This is a genomic window from candidate division TA06 bacterium B3_TA06 (assembly GCA_005223075.1).
GTDB lineage: Bacteria > Hydrothermota > Tepidihabitantia > B3-TA06 > B3-TA06 > B3-TA06.
This window is the reverse complement of sequence record NJBO01000013.1, coordinates 45,942-63,422: the sequence shown is the minus strand read 5'-3', so window position 1 is coordinate 63,422 and position 17,481 is coordinate 45,942. Positions and strand designations below refer to the sequence as shown.

Genomic DNA, 17,481 nt, shown 5'->3' with positions numbered 1-17,481 from the left:
CTCGCAGAGAAGGGAGATCAAGATGCGTTCGATCACCTTTTTCTGCCCAACGATAACCTTGCCGATCTCTTTATCCAGCCTCTCCCTTGCCGCTCGTAAGCTGAGCAACAGCGTGTGGTCTGAGCTTTTGGGTGTGGATAAGATTCCCCTCTTTTCTTCTCGGGATTTCCTCAACTTATGCTCCTGTGTGGTTTAAGGTGTTTTCCACCATTTTTAAGAAGTTATTCACACCGGGTGTTGGCAATTTGAGACGTTTTGAGGCCACTTGCGAATTGGTTCTTGATTGATTGACCGGTTTATCCTGATAGCCAGGGCTGTGGTTTGTGTTCTGTGGGATGGGTTTCCTTGCCGCTGGATAAAGATACATCCTAGCCTTCGTTTTTATTTTCAAAAGCGGTGATCTTTTCCACCCTGCGTTCGTGGCGCCCGCCCTCGAACTCATTCTCCATCCATGCAGTAACCATCCTGCGGGCAAGCGCTTCGTTCACGATCTCGGCTCCAAAACACAGGACGTTTGCGTTGTTGTGACGGCGGGCCATCTGGGCGTCCTTCTCGCTGCATACCCTGGCGGCACGCACACCATTCACCTTATTGGCGGCGATGCACATCCCTATACCTGTCCCGCAGATCAGTATCCCCAGTTCGGCTTCGCCCGAGCCTACCAGACTGCCTACTGCGAGCGCATAGTCGGGGTAATCTGTGGATGTGGGATCGTCGGTTCCGGCATCAATTAGCTTGTGGCCTTTAAGCTGGAGCCATCTTTTCAGGGAATTCTTGAGAACAAAACCATGATGATCCGCACCGATAGATATGGTCATTCCTTAATTCTCCTTAGGTAGATCAACTGGCGGTATTCACCCCACAAGATCGCTGCGCGCTCTTGCGGGGACCCCGTAAGCGACGGTTCCTTTTGTAATCGCACTTTTCTTAACCTTGAGTATACCAACTGGCGGTGGAGGGATTCGAACCCCCGACACGCGGATTATGATGGCGATAGTCATCGCCGCTTCGCGTCCGCTGCTCTAAACATGTGCAAAACATAATCAAGTGGCGGTGGAGGGATTTGAACCCCCGACACGCGGATTATGATGGCGATAGTCATCGCCGCTTCGCGTCCGCTGCTCTAAACATGTGCAAGACATAATCAAGTGGCGGTGGAGGGATTTGAACCCCCGACACGCGGATTATGATTCCGCTGCTCTAACCAACTGAGCTACACCGCCATATTCACCCCACGAATCTGCTCCGCAGCTTCGCGGGGACCCCGTGAAGGGAAGTCCAAATTCTAATCGGACAATGTGGTTTGTCAACATCAGAGAGAAGTTTAGCGCTGTCTTGATTGGAAATTGTCTGCATAACACGACGGGATTTGAGCCATACTTCTATATCCTCCTGCTTAAATCTTACACTCTTTCAAATCTTGATGTGAGGAATCTCCCAGACTGATCCTTCAACTCCCCAATCGCGTATCCGTGAGACTATCCGCTCACCGTACTCCTCGATCCTCACGTTTGTAAGGATGATCAATGTACGCTGCTCTCGATGCCGCGTTTCGAAGAGATGGTTGAACTTTGTCTTGAACCGGAGATTTGTTGGATCTTCAGTCCCCAGGTCGTCAAACACCACCCAGCCCGCATCAAGCAGATCGTTCCAGTTACCTTTGGTTTCGAAATCCCAGCCTCTCTCTCCCATTCTGGTTGACAACCACCCTTCTTGCTCCTATAATCACCGCTAAATGATTGAACTTGGCACACATACCAAGTCCCGCCGCGACATCCTTGACAAGGTGGAGCGGATTTCTGAAGTTGACGTCTTTAGCTGCTACCAGTGCGGGCGCTGCTCAGGCGACTGCCCGTCTATAAACCTCATGGACATCCTACCCAACCAGGCGATCAGGCTTCTGCAGTTGGGCGAGGTGGAGCTGGTGCTTGCATCCAAAACCATCTGGATATGCGCCTCCTGCTTTACCTGCACCTCCCGTTGTCCCAAGGGGATAGACATCGCGCGCGTACTTGAGGCGCTGCGCCAGGTCTGTCTGAGAAAGAATATAGACGAACTGGACCTTAACAACATACCCGAGGAGGAGCGCGAACGATACCCGACTATCGCCTGGGTGTCGGCCTTGAGGAAGTTATCCGGATAATGAAGAGCTTTGCTTACTACCCTGGCTGCACAATGAAGACAACCGGCAAGGCGTTTGAGCAGTCGGCCTTTGCCATTGCCAAGGTTCTTGACATCCAGATGCGGGAGATCGAGCGCTGGAACTGCTGCGGCACGGTTTTCTCCCTGACCATCGATGATACCATGCACCATATGGCCACGATACGCAACCTGGTAAGGGTCGAGGCCATGGGTGAGAGCGAAGTGCTAACCCTGTGCTCGATGTGCTACAACACCCTCAAGCGTGCCAACGAGTTTATCTCCTCTGACCCGGTAAGGCTTTCCGAGCTCAACGACTTCATGTATAAGGAAGATTTGAAATATTCGGGTCATGTTCAGGTGCGGCACCTTCTTGAGGTCCTGCGCGACGATGTGGGCTGGGACGCTCTCAAAGCGAAGGTCACCAATCCTCTCACCGCTCTCAAGGTTGCATCTTATTATGGATGCGCGCTGGTTCGGCCTGAGGGTGCGGGGGTGGACTCCCTTGAAGATCCCACAGTCATGGAGGACCTTGTGTCGTCTCTCGGTGCCGAGCCTGTGGCATGGCTGTCCAGATTGGAATGCTGCGGTTCTTACCACACCATCGGTCATAAGGAGCTTGTCTTCGAGCGCACCGAGCGGATTGTAAGCGAGGCCTTAAAGGCCGGTGCTGATGTCATCGTGCTTTCCTGTCCGTTGTGCGAGTTCAACGTAGGCGCACGACAACCTGAGGTGACAGAGCATGTTTACGGTTTCAAGGGAATACCTGTCCTCTACTTCACCCAACTCATTGGACTGGCGCTGGGCATCGAACCCAAGGAATTAGGCATAGAGGACAGCCGTGTCCTCAAACTCCTCGAAGAAAAGGTAGAAGTGTGAAGAGACCCCGGATAGGCGTTTTCGTCTGCCACTGCGGTCTTAACATCGCTGAATCGGTGGACGTGGAGCGTGTGGCCTCCGAGTCCAAGGCTATTCCCGGGGTGGTTTATGCCAAGTCCTACATCTACCTGTGCTCTGAGCCTGGTCAGGATATGGTTGAAGAGACCATCAAGGAAGAACACCTGGACGGCATCGTGGTGGCCAACTGCTCGCCTTCCCTTCACGAGAAGACTTTCCGCAACCTGGCCAAGCGCGCCGGGCTCAATCCCTTCAAGGTTGAGGTCGCCAACATCCGGGAGCAGGTATCCTGGCCGCACCTTAATAATAAAGAAGAAGCCACCCGCAAGGCAATGGTTGTTGTCCGGGAGACGGTGCGCAAGCTTGCCGGCGACCTGGAGCTCGAGCCGTTCCAGATTCCGGTTACTCATAAGGCGCTGATTATAGGCGGCGGTGTGGCCGGCATCCAGGCCGCTTTGGATATCGCCGATGCCGGACACGACGTCTACCTGGTCGAACGCACACCTTCCATCGGCGGCAGGATGCTTCAGCTCTCCGAGACCTTCCCTACCCTGGACTGCCCGCAGTGCATCATGACCCCCAAGATGACCGAGGCAGCCCAGCATTCAAATATCCACATCATGGCCTGCTCTGAGGTTGAGGAGGTCTCAGGCTACATCGGCAACTTCGAGGTGAAGGTCAAACACCGTTCGCCCTTCATCGACTGGGTCAAGTGCAACGGATGCGCGGACTGTGCCGAGGTCTGTCCCGTTAACATGAAGAGCGAATGGGACGAAGGACTGGCTTTAAGAAAGGCCGCCTACCGCCCGTTTGAACAGGCCGTGCCCAACAAGTTCACCATAGATAAACAGGGTGAGCCGCCCTGCCGAGCAGCATGCCCGGTGCATCTCAACGCGCACGGATACGTGGCCGCGATATCCGTAGGTAAGTATGAGCAGGCGCTCTCGCTCATCCGTAACGAAGCCCGCTTCCCGTTTGCCGGTGTGGCCGGACGCATCTGCACCCATCCATGCCAAGAGGCTTGCAAAAGGCAGGAGGTTGATTCCAACTCGGTAACCATCAGGCATATCAAGCGCTGGCTCGCGGACTGGGAGTTGAAGGAGAAGGGTGAGGCTAGTATGGAGATTGAGATTGAGTCTCCGTCTGGACAAAAGGTCGCTATCGTAGGTGCCGGTCCCGGCGGACTGCAGGCGGCGGTCGACCTGAGAAAGTCCGGTCATGAGGTTACTATCTACGATGCACAGGATAAACCGGGAGGTATGTTACGGACCGGTATTCCGGCGTTCCGCCTGCCCAAGGATATTCTGGCAAAAGAGTGCGAACTGGTGTTCAAGCTGGGGGTGAAGTTCAAGGGCAATACGAGGATCGGTGAGGATATCTCACTAAAGAAACTCATAGATTCACACGACGCGGTGTTCCTTGCTGTCGGAGCTTACAAGGAAGGTAAGATGGGCATTCCGGGTGAGGATCTGGACGGGGTAGGTGGAGCAATTGATTTTCTCGCAAGCATAAATAAGGGCGAAACACCTGAGATCGGTAAGCGGGTGGCCGTGGTTGGCGGCGGCAACTCGGCAATGGATGCGGCCCGGTCAGCTCTCCGGTTGGGTGCTGATGTTACCGTTCTCTACCGCCGCACAGAGAAGGAGATGCCTGCCATCGCCGAGGAGGTCAAGGCCGCAAAAGAGGAGGGCATCAGGTTCATGCTGCTCACCAACCCGACAAAGTTCATCGGCTCGGGCGGTAAGCTCAAGGCTGTCGAAGTCATCGGCATGAAGCTGGGCGAACTGGACTCCTCAGGCCGCCGCAGGCCCATACCCATCGAGGGTTCGGAAGAGGTCTTGGAGTTTGACAATGTCTTTTTGGCCATCGGCGAGAAGCCGGATCTATCCTTCATCACCGAGGAAGACAAGATCGAGCTTACCCCATGGGGAACCATCGCTGTGGATGATGAGACCCTCGCTACCTCGAATCCGAAAGTCTTTTCAGGCGGGGACTGCGTTACCGGCCCGGCCACCTTCATAGATGCGGCGGGCGCGGGCAGAAAGGCGGCACGCTCCATCAACCTGATGCTTGAAGGCAAGGACTTCACCCTTGATCGTGCCAACGAACTCTCACGTAAGAGCGACCTGGTGGGTGATAAAGACCTCGCTTATCCCTCACCCCTTAAACCCATGCCTGAGCTCGAAGTGGCGGACAGAATCTCCAACTTCAACGAGGTTGAGCTCGGCTACTCGGAAGAAGAGATCATTGAGCAGGCCAAGCGCTGCATCCACTGCGGCGGGTGCTCCGAATGCCGGCTGTGCGAGGCTGCCTGCGAGCCCGACGCTATCGCCCACGACCTCAAAGACTGGATAGAGGAGATAAGCGTTGGTGCCATCGTGGTCGCCACCGGATTCGAGCTGATGCCGTTATCGGCAATGCCTGAATACGGCGGGGGTCGGTTCCCCAACGTGATCAACGCACTCCAGTTCGAACGTTTGCTCTGCGCTTCCGGCCCCACCGCGGGCGAGGTGCGCCGGCCCTCCGACGGCAAGGTTCCCAAAAAGGTTGCGTTCGTGCACTGCGCCGGCTCGCGCGATCCCGAGCACGGTGTTGCCTACTGCTCGCGCGTGTGCTGCATGTATCTGGTTAAGCAGGCGATGCTCTACAAGCACGCGGTTCAGGACGGCGAGCCGTATTTATTCTACATCGACATCCGCTCCAACGGCAAGCGCTACGAGGAGTTCTACGCACGCACAATGGAGGAGGAGCACGCCACCTTCATCCGCGGCAAGGTCTCACGTTTGTACGAGCATGACGGGGTGGTGACCGTGTTCGCCGAGGACACCCTTACGGGCCAGCCCATCAAGATGGATGCAGATCTGGTGGTGGCGGCGCCTGCCATGCTGCCCTCCAAAGGTGCTACAGAGCTTGCATCCAAATTGCGTCTGGCCACCGATGAATACGGCTGGGTATCCGAGGCACACCCCAAGCTTCGCGCTATTGAAACCCTCACCGCTGGCATCTTCGTTGCCGGGGTGACCCAGTTTCCCAAGGATATAACCGATGCCGTATCCCAGGCTTCGGGTGCGGCAGGCAAGGTGCTGGTCATGTTCTCCAAAGAAACGCTTGAGCGTGAACCTTTGATCGCCGAGGTTGATGCCGATATCTGCACCGGGTGCGGAGTCTGCGAGGAGATTTGTCCATACGATGCGCCCAAGGTCGATCCGGTCAAGCGCAAGGCATATGTCAACGAGGCGCTGTGTGAGGGCTGCGGGGCGTGCGCTGCGGCGTGTCCTTCACAGGCGGTCAAGCACCGCAACTATACCAGGACCCAGCTATTTGCAATGATTGACGAAGCAACCAGGGATTATTGATGGCCAAGGAAGTCGAAAAACACATAGTGGTTCTGGGCGGGGGAGCGGCAGGCATCGCGGCGGCACTGGCTCTCAACGATTTGGGGTTCCGCGTCTCACTTGTAGAGAAGCAATCCCACTTGCTCGGCACAATCGGCCAGCTTGACAAGCAGTTTCCAAACGACGCCTGCGGGTTCTGTCAGCTTCGCTCGCGCATCGAGCCGGGTTCCTCCGAGCTCTGCCTGCGCCATGACCTTGGAGCGGAGGGTCTTGACATCTACAACCTCTCCACCCTCTGGAACGTTGAAAAGGCCAAGGGCGATCGGCTTAAACTCTACTTCAACGCCGAGCCGGCATACATCAAGCCTGAGCTGTGCGTGCGTTGCCGCCTGTGCGAGGATGTGTGCCCGGTAGAGGTCCCGGACGATTTCAACCTCTTGGGTAAGCGCAAGGCGGCCTACATCCGCTACCCCATGGCGATTCCCTCAACCTGGGTGATTGACGGCTCCAACTGCACCCGCTGCGGTGAGTGCGTAAAGGTGTGTCCCACAGACTGCATTGACATGGGAATGCAGCCGGAGGAGTTTTCAATCGAAGCCGACGCGGTCGTAATCTCCACCGGCTTCTCGCTTATCGATCCTTCATATCTCACCGAGCTGGGTGAGCGCTTCCCCAACGTTGTTACCAGCCTGGAACTCGAACGCATCCTCTCGTGTTTCGGACCCACCCAGGGCGAGCTCAAGCGCCCGTCCGACGGCTCCACACCTGATAAGATCGCTTTCATCTTCTGCGCCGGCTCGCGCGACCGCCTGCATCCCTACTGCTCTTCAGCCTGCTGTATGTATGGGGCCAAGGAGGTGCGTATGCTTAAGGAGCGCTACCCTGATGCAGAGATTACCATTTTCTATATGGATCGAAGAGACTTCGGCAAGCCATACTATTCTTATATGGAAGAGACCGACGTTCGCTGGGTTCCCTGCCGCCCGGCAAAGGTAGAGGAGGCTCAAGACAACAACCTCATCGTCCATTACGAATCAGAAGACGGCAAGTTCCACAAAGAGGAGTTCGATCTGCTGACCCTGGTGGTGGGGCAGGAAGGCAGGGCAGATGATTTTGCAGAGCTCTTTGAGCTTGAGACCACAGAAGGATTTATCAAGATCAAGGAAGGGACCGAGATTGAGACAGCCAACCCGCGGGTGTTCGCTATCGGTTCGGCAGGAGGGCCAAAGGATCTGCCCGATTCGATAACCGAGGCCCAGGCCGCAGCAGGACGCATCGCTTCTATCCTCGGTATATCCAAAAAGTCTGCTGTACCGAGCAAATCGGTGGAACCGTTTCCCAAGGTCGGTATTGTCTTTGATCCTTGCGGTGAGACCGGGTTGAACCAGGACGAGATAAAAACATTCTTCTCCTCTAAAGGCATCCCGGCAGTATTCATCAACTATACCGAGACCGAGCAGGGTTTGGATGAGCTTGAGCAGTTTATCAAAGAGAAGGAGGTTGGTCGGCTGGTGGTTGCAGGTCCCTCGCCAAACAAGGCTGAGCGTTTACTCAAGGAACGTGTTCAGAAACTTGGCTGGCATCCTGCACAGCTTGAGCTTTTGGATTTCCGCGAGTATGTCATCTGGGGATTTGAAGATCAATCCAGGGTCAACGAGGCCGCGCTCTCTCTTGCCCTTGCCCATGCCGAAAAGCTGCGACTTCTCAGCTTTGAACAGACAGAACCCCAGCTGTTGATTGGCAGAGCGCTGGTAGTTGGTGGTGGTGCAACAGGGCTGTGGGCGGCCAAGCACTTTGCAGACTTTGGAGCCTCGGTAACACTTATCGAGAAGACCGAGCAGCCCGGAGGTCAGGCGAGCAAGCTCACCCGGACTTTAGAGGGGTTCGAGGCTAAGCCTTTCCTCGACGAACTCATCAAGAAAGTAAAGAAATCCAAAAAGATCGAACTACTCACAGATATCACTCTTGACCGAATAGAGGGTGAGTTTGGTAAGTTCACCTGCTACCTCAAACGGGGTGAGGAAGAACTGATACGGGGTGCTGCGATAATCCTCTTTGCTACCGGAGCCGAAGAGTACGAACCCAAGGAGGGCGAATTCGGCTGGGGACTGGAAGGTGTGATAAGTGAAAGAGATTTTGCCGGGCGGATATCTCAGGGAGAGACCGAGAATCTGAAATCTGTCGTCATGATCCAGTGCGTGGGATCGCGCAACGAGGAGCATCCCTACTGCTCACGGGTGTGCTGCCGGCGGGCTCTGGCAAACGCCATTGCACTCAAGGAAGCGGATCCCAAGGCGGAGGTCACCATCCTTGCCCGGGATGTGATGACCTGGGGACTTAGTGAAATTTACTATCTCAAGGCGCGCGAGCTGGGCGTGAACTTCATCCGCTACGAGAAGGACAGCCCGCCCGAAGTCTCCCAGCGCGACGGCAAGCTGGTTGTGTCCGTTTATGATAGACTCCTCGAGGCCACCGTAGAACTCACTGCCAATAACGTGGTGCTTGCTAACGGGATCACCGCATCTACGCCTCCCATCCTCTACAACGATAAGCCGATCGCGTTCGATAAGTTCGGGTTCTTTGCCGAGGTTAACCCCAAGTTCAGGCCCACCGAGCTTGAAGCGGATGGGTTTTTTGCCGCCGGCCTGGCCAAAGGACCTAAACGGTTGTCCGAGGCCCTAACCGAGGCATCCGCCGCTGTGGCCAAAGCCCTGGTATTCCTCCGCCGCGAAAAGCTTGAACCCAAGTACTACGTTGCGCGAACCAACACCCGTCGGTGTGCCTTCTGCGGCATCTGTATCGATGCCTGTCCCAATAAGGCAAGGGTGATGGATGAGGAACTCGAGTCTGCTCGTGTGATCGAGAGCATCTGTCAGGGGTGTGGAGTCTGTGCTTCCGCCTGCCCGTCGCAGGCAGCACATCTTTTGACTTTAGAAAGTGATCAGGCTTTTGCGATGATTGACGTTTTAGCGGCCCAGCAAGAAAGGGGCGTAGATGAGTGAGAATTTTGAACCAAAGATCGTGGGATTCTTCTGCAACTGGTGCACCGCTGCTGCCGCGGACCTGGCCGGCACCTCGCGTATCCAGTATCCGGCCAACGTGCGGCCCATACGGGTGATGTGCTCCGGTTCGGTGGATGCAAGCTACGTTATCAAAGCACTTCTTGAAGGTGCCGACGGTGTGCTCATCGGCGGATGCCATCCCGGAGACTGCCACTACGTTAACGGAAACTATAAGGCCAGGCGCAGGGTGGCACTTCTTAACTCCATCTTCAACACCCTTAAGCTTGACCCTGAACGGGTGTGGCTGCGCTGGATATCCGCGTCCGAAGGTTTGCGGTTCGCCAAGGTGATCAGACAGATGACCGAAGAGCTTAGCCAAAAAGGCCCGAACCCGATGGGTAAATCCCCGCAGACCTAGGTGTAATGATGATTGGAATCTATGCGAAGGGTCTGAATCCTCGCGAGGCAACGAGGGAGTTCTTTGCCGAGCTCTTCGGGGCCAATCTTATCTCCTCAGCTCTCCTACCCGCACGCAAGGCTGGCTTGAACCAGATATTCCCCGCTCTCCTTTCCTCCCAGGACTCCCTCGATGAAACCTTTCCGTTCGCTCCGGTTATGCCTCTCTCTACCGCCGTTCAGCTTTCCAAGATCACTCGGTTTGCTAATCCAACCAATACCGTCGCCGTGCTGCTTCGTCCCTGCGAGTCCCGTGCCGCGGTGGAGTTGGTTAAGCTCCGCCAGATAAGCCTGGATAACGTTCTTTTAATCACCCGCGACTGCCCGGGTACGGTTGAACCTGAGACGTTCGAAGAGAAAGCGTCCGATACCCTTCCTACATTCGCCGACTTCACCGAAGACGACCTTCGCCCTGTTTGTCGTATGTGCTCCTATCCCGAAGCCCCGGTTGCCGACATCAACATCGGTACCTTCGGAGCCGAAGGCGGCATCATTTTGGAAGCCAAGACCGAGAAGGGTGCAGAGATCCTCAAGCACATCAAACTCGAACAGGAACTCGAAGATACCTCCGCACGCGATGCAGCACTCAAGGAAGAAAAAGACAAACGCACCGCATACGCAGAAAAGCATCTTGCGGAGTTACAGAAGGAAGTCGCCAGTATAGATAATCTGGTGAAGTTCTTCGCGGGCTGCATCAACTGCCATAACTGCCGGAGCATGTGTCCGGTGTGCTACTGCAACGAGTGTTTCTTCGACTCCGCCACCTTCCACTTCGAGGGTCCGCGCTACGAGGAGTGGGCCGCCCGCCGCGTGGTTCTTCAAATGCCGCGCGACGAGATGCTCTTTCACCTCGGTCGGATGAACCACATCGGACTCTCCTGCGTTGGCTGCGGGATGTGCGAGCAGGCCTGTCCCCACGACATCAAGGTGGGGCAGCTCTTTACCCTTATAAGCACCATTGCCCAGAAGGAGCTGGATATCCACGCCGGTATGTCTGTGACCGATCCATTGCCCTTGGCAACCTTCAGAGAGGAGGAGTTCTGCCAGATGGGCGAGGAGAAAGTATGATAAGCAAATTCATCTTGGGGTCCATTGTGGCCCTCTTATTGATGATGGGGTGTTCCAACGTGAAGACCCTTAAACCGGTCTCCCCACTTGAATCGATACCTTGTAGTGGTTTGCAGTATCCTGAATCCGGCGGTATGGTCTTCCGCGACGCCGGAAGCTGGGAGGCGTTCTGGAATCGCTACTGTATGGTGATAACAGGAGAAGGAACCAAGCTTGCGCCACCCAAGGTAGATTTCTCTGCCCGGATGCTTGTGGGTGTTTTTTCCGGCGAGAAGCCCACCGGTGGCTACAGTATTTCGATTCAGCGCGTGCTAGATGGGCCAAAGAGACTTGTGGTTGAGTATCTTGAGAAATCCCCGCCCCCAGACGCCATGGTTACCATGGCACTTACCTATCCCTGTCAGATCATCGTAGTACCCCGCTCGGATAAGTCGGTGGAGTTCAAAAAGGTCGAGAAGTAGTTACTTGATCACAAATTTTTTCTATTCAAGCCTGGTTAAGGCTCAGGGGATGATGCTGGCGATGACTAAAGTAATACTATCAAGAGATACACAATAAATATCAGGGCAGGGATTACCAGGAAGATAAGTATCCTCAGCCACCTGTACCTGCGATGATGGCGGTACTCAAAGTATCTTTCCGGCCCTATTATCCTGGCTAACAAGCCCAGCAAACAGCCTAGTTCACGCCCTACCAGGCATCCGAAATCGGCGGAATCCTCTCGGATCTCACGACGGTGTTCTTCAGCAATACGTCTGCGAAGCACCTCATCCTCAGATGCCTGTGCTGCCTTTTTATATTTTTTGATGCAGTCGCTGCAGATGCCGCCCTGGAATAGGTGGGCTGGCTTCATCTTCATACAGTATGGACACCTGCGTAGAGGAATCTCTTGTGATTGCCTTTTTTTCGCTGCAGATGTATCGGAATTGAATACGTGATAGCAGTTCTGACACATGAGACGGGAAACCCCTACCTCGATGATTTCGCCTGAACCGCACTGGGGGCACACCCGTTTAGACTCCAACATCACCGTATCATAAGGGGTGATAGGAAAAATGTCAATGAGAAGTTTTCTTTATTGTGCTATGGCCGGTTGAGTTCCGAGAAGGGGGTGGAGTTCAAGGCCACGAAGAAGGAGTGACCGCAAATGAGGGTTTGACTTTTTCGTCCCTTAATCCCGGGTGTTCATTGGAAGAGATAGAAGCAGAGATTGGTGTGCTTGCTCTTCCTTGTGAATTACCACCAGGTTCGTGAAAACAGAAACGCAATCAAAGCTATGTACCCGAATATTAGAAGGAAGTATATGCCGCCCAAAACGACGGAGACTGTGATAAGAGTTTTGTCGACTTTAGCTTCCTGGTTTTCCGCATCTCGTGGCTGCATGGTAACTCCTTTCTTACCCTGACAAACTGGTTTATTTTCCCTGTCGTCTGAATCGTCTGAAGCAGTTGCTCTTCGCCTTTCTGATCCCGCTATGATATTGGTAGATCGGGTCGTGTCAAGAGAATATGGCATGAGGTTTTCTCTATAACCCTCAGGAAGAAGCGAGATGAATCTGTGGAGGAACTACAGAGTGACCTTGATGAATTTATGTGAAGTTACAACTATAAGCGTCCAAATCGGGGGAGAAGGGCAAGAGGTTAGACCTCCGGCAATGCTCTTTCTCTCAGGGATAAAACCCATTGCCCTATCGAAGGCAGCATGAAGGGTCTTGACATACGGCAAAAATTTACTATAATTCCAAGTATAGACGATACCCGCTCGTCTAAGGTTGAAGGGATAGTCTTAGACCTGAGAAAGTTCGTAGATAAGTTTCCTCTAAGGGGCGGTTCTACATATTAGGTCACAGGTCGTGATTTGCTTTTCAGATTTCGTTTCGGAGATGGGGCATATTATTGCCTATGCATTCGAAGGAAACTACGGACTCACGGTAAAGCTCGTTCAGTATGGGGATGGTGATACTCTAAAGGGTGTTCGTGGATATGCTAAGAGCGGGGTTGAAGCCAATCCGATAACCGGCGAAGCGGTAGTCTATCAAGAAGTTGGAGTAGAATGTTGGTGGTTGTGAGGAAGTGGATACTCATACTTGGGATTGGCATCTCAATGTGGGGCTGCTTCTCCTGCGCCCCCCATCGGACTTTCACTATTCCTACCATTGAAGGAGGCAGAGGTTTTAAGACGAAGGATATGTGCGATGGTTTTATTAAAAGCGGAATTTTTAAGGATTATACTGATTTAATGAAAATCCCTTTTACCTTTGCTGTGGTAGATTCCCTCGGCAACCCTTGCCCCTTTGGGAATATCATTCTAAAATTCGAAGATAGCACAAGGGTTATAAATACTGACAACCGCGGGGAAACAAAGTTCTATTTTGATATTGAGACTATTGAACTTAACCCGACAATTATGGCTGAAGACCGCGCCCAGCGGCTCAAATTTGGCTTCACCTTCGCTACTCCGTTAGACACACCAGAAAAACGGGAATTCCAGTTGGTAAATCTATCAGAGTTGAATCGATTAGAGGCAGAAAAGGATATTGTCTACTATCCAGCCGGTTACGAAGAGTTCTCTTTGCAGATTAAAAAATATATTCCGGTTATGAGGATCATTATCGAAGAACGAATCGGATTTGCGCCCGAACCATTTGGAATCGTGATAACTAATGAAAAGGAGCCGATATTATTGCCTCAGAATTGGGTTATAGAAGAAGGAACGGAATACAACCTTTTTGCCTTCTCAATCTACGATAAAGAATTCGCTCGTATTTACTTGAGTATTGTGCACGAGTGGACAGAAATCACACTCAATAATAACATCAAATTTGGCGATGACAAAGTCAGGTGGATTACTGACGGCATTGCCGAATATGTGAGTTACTCTTTCGCTCGGAGGTTGACTAATGATCAGCGTGGCGAGACCGGAATTTCAGATGATATTAAAAAAGAATTGAATAATTACGAGAGATATGTGGACGAACAAATTAGAAACGGTGAAAAAATAATCAAATTTAACCTTTTGGATTGGCCATTAACTAGCCCAACCTATCCCCTTCCCACTAAGGAAGCAGATATGCTAAAATTGGGTTTGGGCTATGCATTAGCACACTATTTCTGGTATGGAATTGAAGAGAATTTTGGAGGAAAGGCGATTCCCGAATTTATTGACCGAATATCCAAAGTAGAATCACCTACTGGTAAAGAATGTGCCGGGATATTAACGGAATTAACCGAAGATAATATTCTCAAAAGACTGAAGACCTTTCCCTTAGTAAATCTGAAAAAGGCCATCAAATCAGTAAGAGAAAAATTGGATTCATGAAGAAACGGGCACTCAAACTAAATTATCCTTTGGAGATAAATGTTGAATGTAGGAGCCCACTGGGCTATATCTGATTCTCCAATTTGAAAGGGTCTCTATAATAACATTAAAGTATATTTTGGATAAGAGGAGGTTGTCAATTCGGGGGTTTCTGTACCTTGCCATCTTAATCAGGCAAGGCTGGGATTCATTTAAGTCCTTGGCCTGAACCCCTTGCCCAGCACCTCGTAGACGTCGGAGATGACCACGAACGCGTCGGGATCTATCTGCTTAACGATATACTTGAGGTACGAAATCTCCCTGCGGGTAAGCACCACGTATAGCACTTCCCTTTTTTCGCCTGAGAAATATGAATGTCCTTGAAGCGAGGTGACGCCTCTGCGCATCTCCAGTGCTATCGCCCAGGAGACCTCCTGAGGCTTGGATGTAATGATGTGCGCGGCTCGCGCGTAGCTGAAGCCCTCAAGCACTAGGTCTATTACCTTGGTGTTCACGATCAGTGCCAAAGCCCCGTACAAGGGGGCCTCAAGGGTGCCGAACACTACCCCTGCTGAACCGATGATGACGGCATCGATGATCAGTATCCATCCGCCCACCGAGATGTTGGTATGCTTGTTTAAGAACTGACCGGCGACGTCGGTTCCACCGGTGGAGCCGTGTCCGCGGAAAACTATCCCCAGTCCAGCACCCAGAATCGCCCCGCCGTAAACCGCTCCCAGGATGGTATCCTGGGTAGCCGAGGGGAGGTGAAGTATATTCTCAAAGAGAAAGATGAACCCTGATACGGCCAGGATACCGGCCAGGCTCTTTAGAGCGTAGCGTTTTCCCATCCCGCGCAGCCCGAGGAAGAAGATCGGTATGTTGATGGCAACGTAAAAGAGGGACATCGGCAAACCGGTCAGATAGTTGATTATTATGGAGATGCCGCCTACCCCTCCGGAGACTATATGATGGGGGATGAGGAACATCGCGTAGGCTATGCCGCAGACAGCACTTCCTACCACAATAAACGCGGCATCGCGCAGTTCGTGTCTCCAATTTATCTTGAGTACAAACTTCTTTTCCCGCATATTAAATTCTAACCTGCCGAAGAGTATAAGTCAACTAAGATTACCCACAGCATCCATTCTGTCCCCGCTAAGCAGACGTCCGGGGTAAAAAATAAGCTGGTCAAAAGCTACCCAAAAGCTGGACAAGGAATTTTAATTTGGGATACTATCCATCTTCTCCTCAAGAAGATTTTCCCAATCACGGAAGTAGACTTCAAGCCTTGTTTGATCATGTTTACTTAATGGATTGCAATGCATTATTATATTTCTAGACAGACAGATTTCTCTTATTCTTCTTTTGATAGATTCTTGTGTTCCTATTATGTTTTTGAAGAATTTCCAACACTTTTTTGAAGTCATTATTTCTGGAAGTTCACCAAGGTCCGTATAGTAGATTTGATGCACACCACTTCCACGTTTCCCGTGCCAAGGTTCTTTATTTTCATCCGCAATTCTTTTCTCTACTCTTCTCTTTAATTCGAGGTTTAATAGATCAGGTTCATCCCACCAGTTTTTACCTATATGGTGATTTAGAACCCTCAACATGAACGCACGTATAGAGTTTTCCAGAACATACAAAAGAGGGTAGATTCCAGCCATAATTTTGGCTTCATCTAAACGTGCTTTTGGTAAGATTGGGTCTGTGAGTTTAAATTTCTGAGCTATGTATACATTTATTGGTCGCTTGGTTGGTTCTTTAGTTGGTTCTAGGCTAGGTTTTGAAGTCTTCTTGGGTTGAGCGCGAGGGGCAGTTACAATAGGATCTAACTTCCCTAATTTCTCAAGTGTTTCGTTGCTTATTCCCAAGCTTTTATCGTAGGGGTTATCCTTCCTTCTTACTAAGAAAATTGCTGCTGCTAGTTCAAGTGGATATTGAGTGCCTACTTCCCGCATAAGTTTATTGCGGACAGACTCATTTTTCTCTACGCCTAGAATCGGTTTAAGGTAATCAGTTAGAGGTTTAGGAAGAAGTCTTGTTCTGGGCATATTACTTTTTTGGTTTCTTCTTACTTTGACTTGGTGCCGTTGCTACACTGATAGAACCTGGTGTAGTTCCAAGCATTAGGGCGATTTCTTTGTAGTTAAAACCGACCTTCTTTAGTTTTTTAACATGGTTTTTCTGAGTACCTTCTTGGAATATATCCGCCCCTAACAAATAAATGACACAGTTTAATTTGCTTGAGATTTCCTCAAGTAATTCTTCAGTTGTTTTCGGTTCCTTCTTTTTCTTGGTCATTGTCGTCCTCCTGAGGTTCTATAGGTCTGGACCCCTTGGCAATCAACTTGTACTTTTGCAGGTCAAATAGAGGTTTGTACCTCTTTCCTTCTTTGCTCATTAAACCCCTGCGGGCACATTCCTGCCAAAGCTCACTTAAAGTGGGGGGGCTTATTTTAAGCGCCTTACAGATTTGGGACTGGGTTTTCTGGGCTGTTGTTAGTAGATAGGCTTGTTTCTTTTTTTCACTGTCGAGAACATCCGCAAGGTGAATTTTGATTATTTCATTCGTACCCATTCCTAGAAATTCAGCAATCTCTTCCGTATTAAAGCCCATTTTCGTTAACTTCAAAACCTTGTCCTTGTCTTTTTCATCATCTTTGGTGGCGTTCAGAGCTAGAATTCTAACAATCTGGTTTAGCCTTCTTTCAACGAGTTCCTCAGCCATCAATCCTCCTTTTCTTCAAGGTAAGTAATTGCTTTGTAACAAACCTTCCCATCATTGTTCTTAACTTGGAAAATAATTCCCAACTTCTCCCATTCTTGTAACGCACGGCTGAAAGCACCTCCATCCACACCCGCTTCTTTGGCCATATCTTTTTGTTTGTCGTGCTTCCCGTCACAAAGGTTATAGGCTTTAAGCCAAGGAACTACTTTTTGCTTACCACCTGCTACAATTTCTCTAACTTTCTCTGGTGGGTATGCAATTCTGGCTAAGAGTTTTATCATCAACTCTTGTGGTTCAAGTATCTCATACTCGCCCATATTTGGCCTCCTTGTATACTATCAGTTTAATCGGGAATCGAAAAATGTCAAGTGATTTTAGACGCACTTCTTGCGCTACCCAATACACTTGACTTCCCCCTTAATCTCCACCAAATCACTTAAGCACCCCACGAAGTTGATGCTCCTTTTTGCCCTTCGGCCAAAAAGATCGCAGAAAACCCCCTCCCCCTTAATCCCCCTACCCTATGGGGTGCAGTAAAATTGGCACCCCAAGG

General features: G+C 51.4%; 17 protein-coding genes and 1 tRNA gene. 9 read left to right on the top strand and 9 right to left on the bottom strand.

What is annotated here, in order from left to right; translation table 11 throughout:
* Positions 1-368: 368 nt before the first annotated feature.
* The 3 genes from rpiB to CEE36_08310 all read right to left on the bottom strand — a co-directional run bounded on the left by rpiB (position 369) and on the right by CEE36_08310 (position 1,692).
* A complete protein-coding gene (rpiB, locus tag CEE36_08320; protein ID TKJ41447.1) occupies positions 369-818 on the bottom strand; it encodes a ribose 5-phosphate isomerase B in 450 nt (149 codons plus the stop codon).
* 331 nt (positions 819-1,149) lie between these two features.
* Positions 1,150-1,223 (bottom strand) — tRNA-Met (locus CEE36_08315).
* 190 nt (positions 1,224-1,413) lie between these two features.
* On the bottom strand, positions 1,414-1,692 hold the full coding sequence (locus CEE36_08310; GenBank protein TKJ41446.1) for a hypothetical protein: 279 nt from the start codon (positions 1,690-1,692) through the stop codon (positions 1,414-1,416).
* A gap of 43 nt (positions 1,693-1,735) precedes the next feature.
* Between CEE36_08310 and CEE36_08305 the strand changes: the two genes are divergently transcribed.
* Genes CEE36_08305 through CEE36_08275 form a run of 7 tightly spaced genes read left to right on the top strand, consistent with a single transcriptional unit; the run spans position 1,736 to position 11,358 of the window.
* A complete protein-coding gene (locus CEE36_08305) occupies positions 1,736-2,143 on the top strand; it encodes a heterodisulfide reductase (protein TKJ41445.1) in 408 nt (135 codons plus the stop codon).
* Positions 2,143-3,018, top strand: coding sequence for a heterodisulfide reductase, subunit B (locus CEE36_08300; protein TKJ41444.1), 876 nt, complete (start codon positions 2,143-2,145; stop codon positions 3,016-3,018). The genes CEE36_08305 and CEE36_08300 overlap by 1 nt, the downstream gene beginning before the upstream one ends.
* Entirely contained in the window at positions 3,015-6,392 is a 3,378-nt protein-coding gene (locus CEE36_08295) for a tRNA uridine 5-carboxymethylaminomethyl modification protein (GenBank protein ID TKJ41443.1), read from the top strand. Before CEE36_08300 ends, CEE36_08295 begins: the two co-directional genes overlap by 4 nt.
* Positions 6,392-9,373, top strand: a complete 2,982-nt coding sequence (locus CEE36_08290) for a hypothetical protein (protein TKJ41442.1) — start codon at positions 6,392-6,394, stop codon at positions 9,371-9,373. The genes CEE36_08295 and CEE36_08290 overlap by 1 nt, the downstream gene beginning before the upstream one ends.
* Positions 9,366-9,791: a methyl-viologen-reducing hydrogenase subunit delta gene (locus CEE36_08285; GenBank protein TKJ41441.1), complete on the top strand. Its 426-nt coding sequence runs from the start codon at positions 9,366-9,368 to the stop codon at positions 9,789-9,791. Before CEE36_08290 ends, CEE36_08285 begins: the two co-directional genes overlap by 8 nt.
* Before the next feature lie 8 nt (positions 9,792-9,799).
* Entirely contained in the window at positions 9,800-10,897 is a 1,098-nt protein-coding gene (locus CEE36_08280; GenBank protein TKJ41440.1) for a hypothetical protein, read from the top strand.
* Complete coding sequence (locus tag CEE36_08275; GenBank protein TKJ41439.1) at positions 10,894-11,358, top strand: hypothetical protein; 465 nt, start codon at positions 10,894-10,896, stop codon at positions 11,356-11,358. The genes CEE36_08280 and CEE36_08275 overlap by 4 nt, the downstream gene beginning before the upstream one ends.
* Positions 11,359-11,423: 65 nt before the next feature.
* On the opposite strand, the gene CEE36_08270 is transcribed toward CEE36_08275, so the two are convergent.
* Positions 11,424-11,756, bottom strand: a complete 333-nt coding sequence (locus tag CEE36_08270) for a hypothetical protein (GenBank protein ID TKJ41438.1) — start codon at positions 11,754-11,756, stop codon at positions 11,424-11,426.
* A 1,023-nt stretch (positions 11,757-12,779) separates the two neighbouring features.
* On the opposite strand from CEE36_08270, the gene CEE36_08265 reads away from it, so the two are divergent.
* Together CEE36_08265 and CEE36_08260 are read left to right on the top strand one after the other, a co-directional pair.
* Entirely contained in the window at positions 12,780-12,965 is a 186-nt protein-coding gene (locus tag CEE36_08265) for a hypothetical protein (protein TKJ41437.1), read from the top strand.
* A complete protein-coding gene (locus CEE36_08260) occupies positions 12,950-14,215 on the top strand; it encodes a hypothetical protein (GenBank protein ID TKJ41436.1) in 1,266 nt (421 codons plus the stop codon). Before CEE36_08265 ends, CEE36_08260 begins: the two co-directional genes overlap by 16 nt.
* A 191-nt stretch (positions 14,216-14,406) precedes the next feature.
* On the opposite strand, the gene CEE36_08255 is transcribed toward CEE36_08260, so the two are convergent.
* From CEE36_08255 to CEE36_08235, 5 genes are all read right to left on the bottom strand, one after another.
* Positions 14,407-15,285: a hypothetical protein gene (locus CEE36_08255; GenBank protein TKJ41435.1), complete on the bottom strand. Its 879-nt coding sequence runs from the start codon at positions 15,283-15,285 to the stop codon at positions 14,407-14,409.
* 132 nt (positions 15,286-15,417) lie between these two features.
* Positions 15,418-16,158, bottom strand: coding sequence for a hypothetical protein (locus tag CEE36_08250; GenBank protein TKJ41434.1), 741 nt, complete (start codon positions 16,156-16,158; stop codon positions 15,418-15,420).
* Positions 16,159-16,252: 94 nt separating this feature from the next.
* The gene (locus tag CEE36_08245) at positions 16,253-16,501 is read right to left on the bottom strand and encodes a hypothetical protein (GenBank protein TKJ41433.1); all 249 of its coding nucleotides are present in this window, start codon (positions 16,499-16,501) and stop codon (positions 16,253-16,255) included.
* Positions 16,467-16,928 (bottom strand): hypothetical protein, encoded by a 462-nt coding sequence (locus CEE36_08240; protein TKJ41432.1) that lies wholly within the window; start codon positions 16,926-16,928, stop codon positions 16,467-16,469. The genes CEE36_08245 and CEE36_08240 overlap by 35 nt, the downstream gene beginning before the upstream one ends.
* Complete coding sequence (locus CEE36_08235) at positions 16,928-17,245, bottom strand: hypothetical protein (protein TKJ41431.1); 318 nt, start codon at positions 17,243-17,245, stop codon at positions 16,928-16,930. The genes CEE36_08240 and CEE36_08235 overlap by 1 nt, the downstream gene beginning before the upstream one ends.
* Positions 17,246-17,481 lie beyond the last annotated feature (236 nt).

What these genes read in the sequence shown, in the direction of transcription:
- CEE36_08310 (TKJ41446.1), bottom strand. Translation starts at nt 1,692, where the DNA reads ATGGGAGAGAGAGGCTGGGATTTCGAAACCAAAGGTAACTGGAACGAT.
- CEE36_08280 (TKJ41440.1), top strand. Translation starts at nt 9,800, where the DNA reads ATGATTGGAATCTATGCGAAGGGTCTGAATCCTCGCGAGGCAACGAGG.
- CEE36_08265 (TKJ41437.1), top strand. Translation starts at nt 12,780, where the DNA reads ATGGGGCATATTATTGCCTATGCATTCGAAGGAAACTACGGACTCACG.
- CEE36_08250 (TKJ41434.1), bottom strand. Translation starts at nt 16,158, where the DNA reads ATGCGGGAAGTAGGCACTCAATATCCACTTGAACTAGCAGCAGCAATT.
- CEE36_08275 (TKJ41439.1), top strand. Translation starts at nt 10,894, where the DNA reads ATGATAAGCAAATTCATCTTGGGGTCCATTGTGGCCCTCTTATTGATG.
- CEE36_08245 (TKJ41433.1), bottom strand. Translation starts at nt 16,501, where the DNA reads ATGACCAAGAAAAAGAAGGAACCGAAAACAACTGAAGAATTACTTGAG.
- CEE36_08290 (TKJ41442.1), top strand. Translation starts at nt 6,392, where the DNA reads ATGGCCAAGGAAGTCGAAAAACACATAGTGGTTCTGGGCGGGGGAGCG.
- CEE36_08300 (TKJ41444.1), top strand. Translation starts at nt 2,143, where the DNA reads ATGAAGAGCTTTGCTTACTACCCTGGCTGCACAATGAAGACAACCGGC.
- CEE36_08270 (TKJ41438.1), bottom strand. Translation starts at nt 11,756, where the DNA reads ATGAAGATGAAGCCAGCCCACCTATTCCAGGGCGGCATCTGCAGCGAC.
- CEE36_08235 (TKJ41431.1), bottom strand. Translation starts at nt 17,245, where the DNA reads ATGGGCGAGTATGAGATACTTGAACCACAAGAGTTGATGATAAAACTC.
- rpiB (TKJ41447.1), bottom strand. Translation starts at nt 818, where the DNA reads ATGACCATATCTATCGGTGCGGATCATCATGGTTTTGTTCTCAAGAAT.
- CEE36_08240 (TKJ41432.1), bottom strand. Translation starts at nt 16,928, where the DNA reads ATGGCTGAGGAACTCGTTGAAAGAAGGCTAAACCAGATTGTTAGAATT.
- CEE36_08285 (TKJ41441.1), top strand. Translation starts at nt 9,366, where the DNA reads ATGAGTGAGAATTTTGAACCAAAGATCGTGGGATTCTTCTGCAACTGG.
- CEE36_08260 (TKJ41436.1), top strand. Translation starts at nt 12,950, where the DNA reads ATGTTGGTGGTTGTGAGGAAGTGGATACTCATACTTGGGATTGGCATC.
- CEE36_08305 (TKJ41445.1), top strand. Translation starts at nt 1,736, where the DNA reads ATGATTGAACTTGGCACACATACCAAGTCCCGCCGCGACATCCTTGAC.
- CEE36_08255 (TKJ41435.1), bottom strand. Translation starts at nt 15,285, where the DNA reads ATGCGGGAAAAGAAGTTTGTACTCAAGATAAATTGGAGACACGAACTG.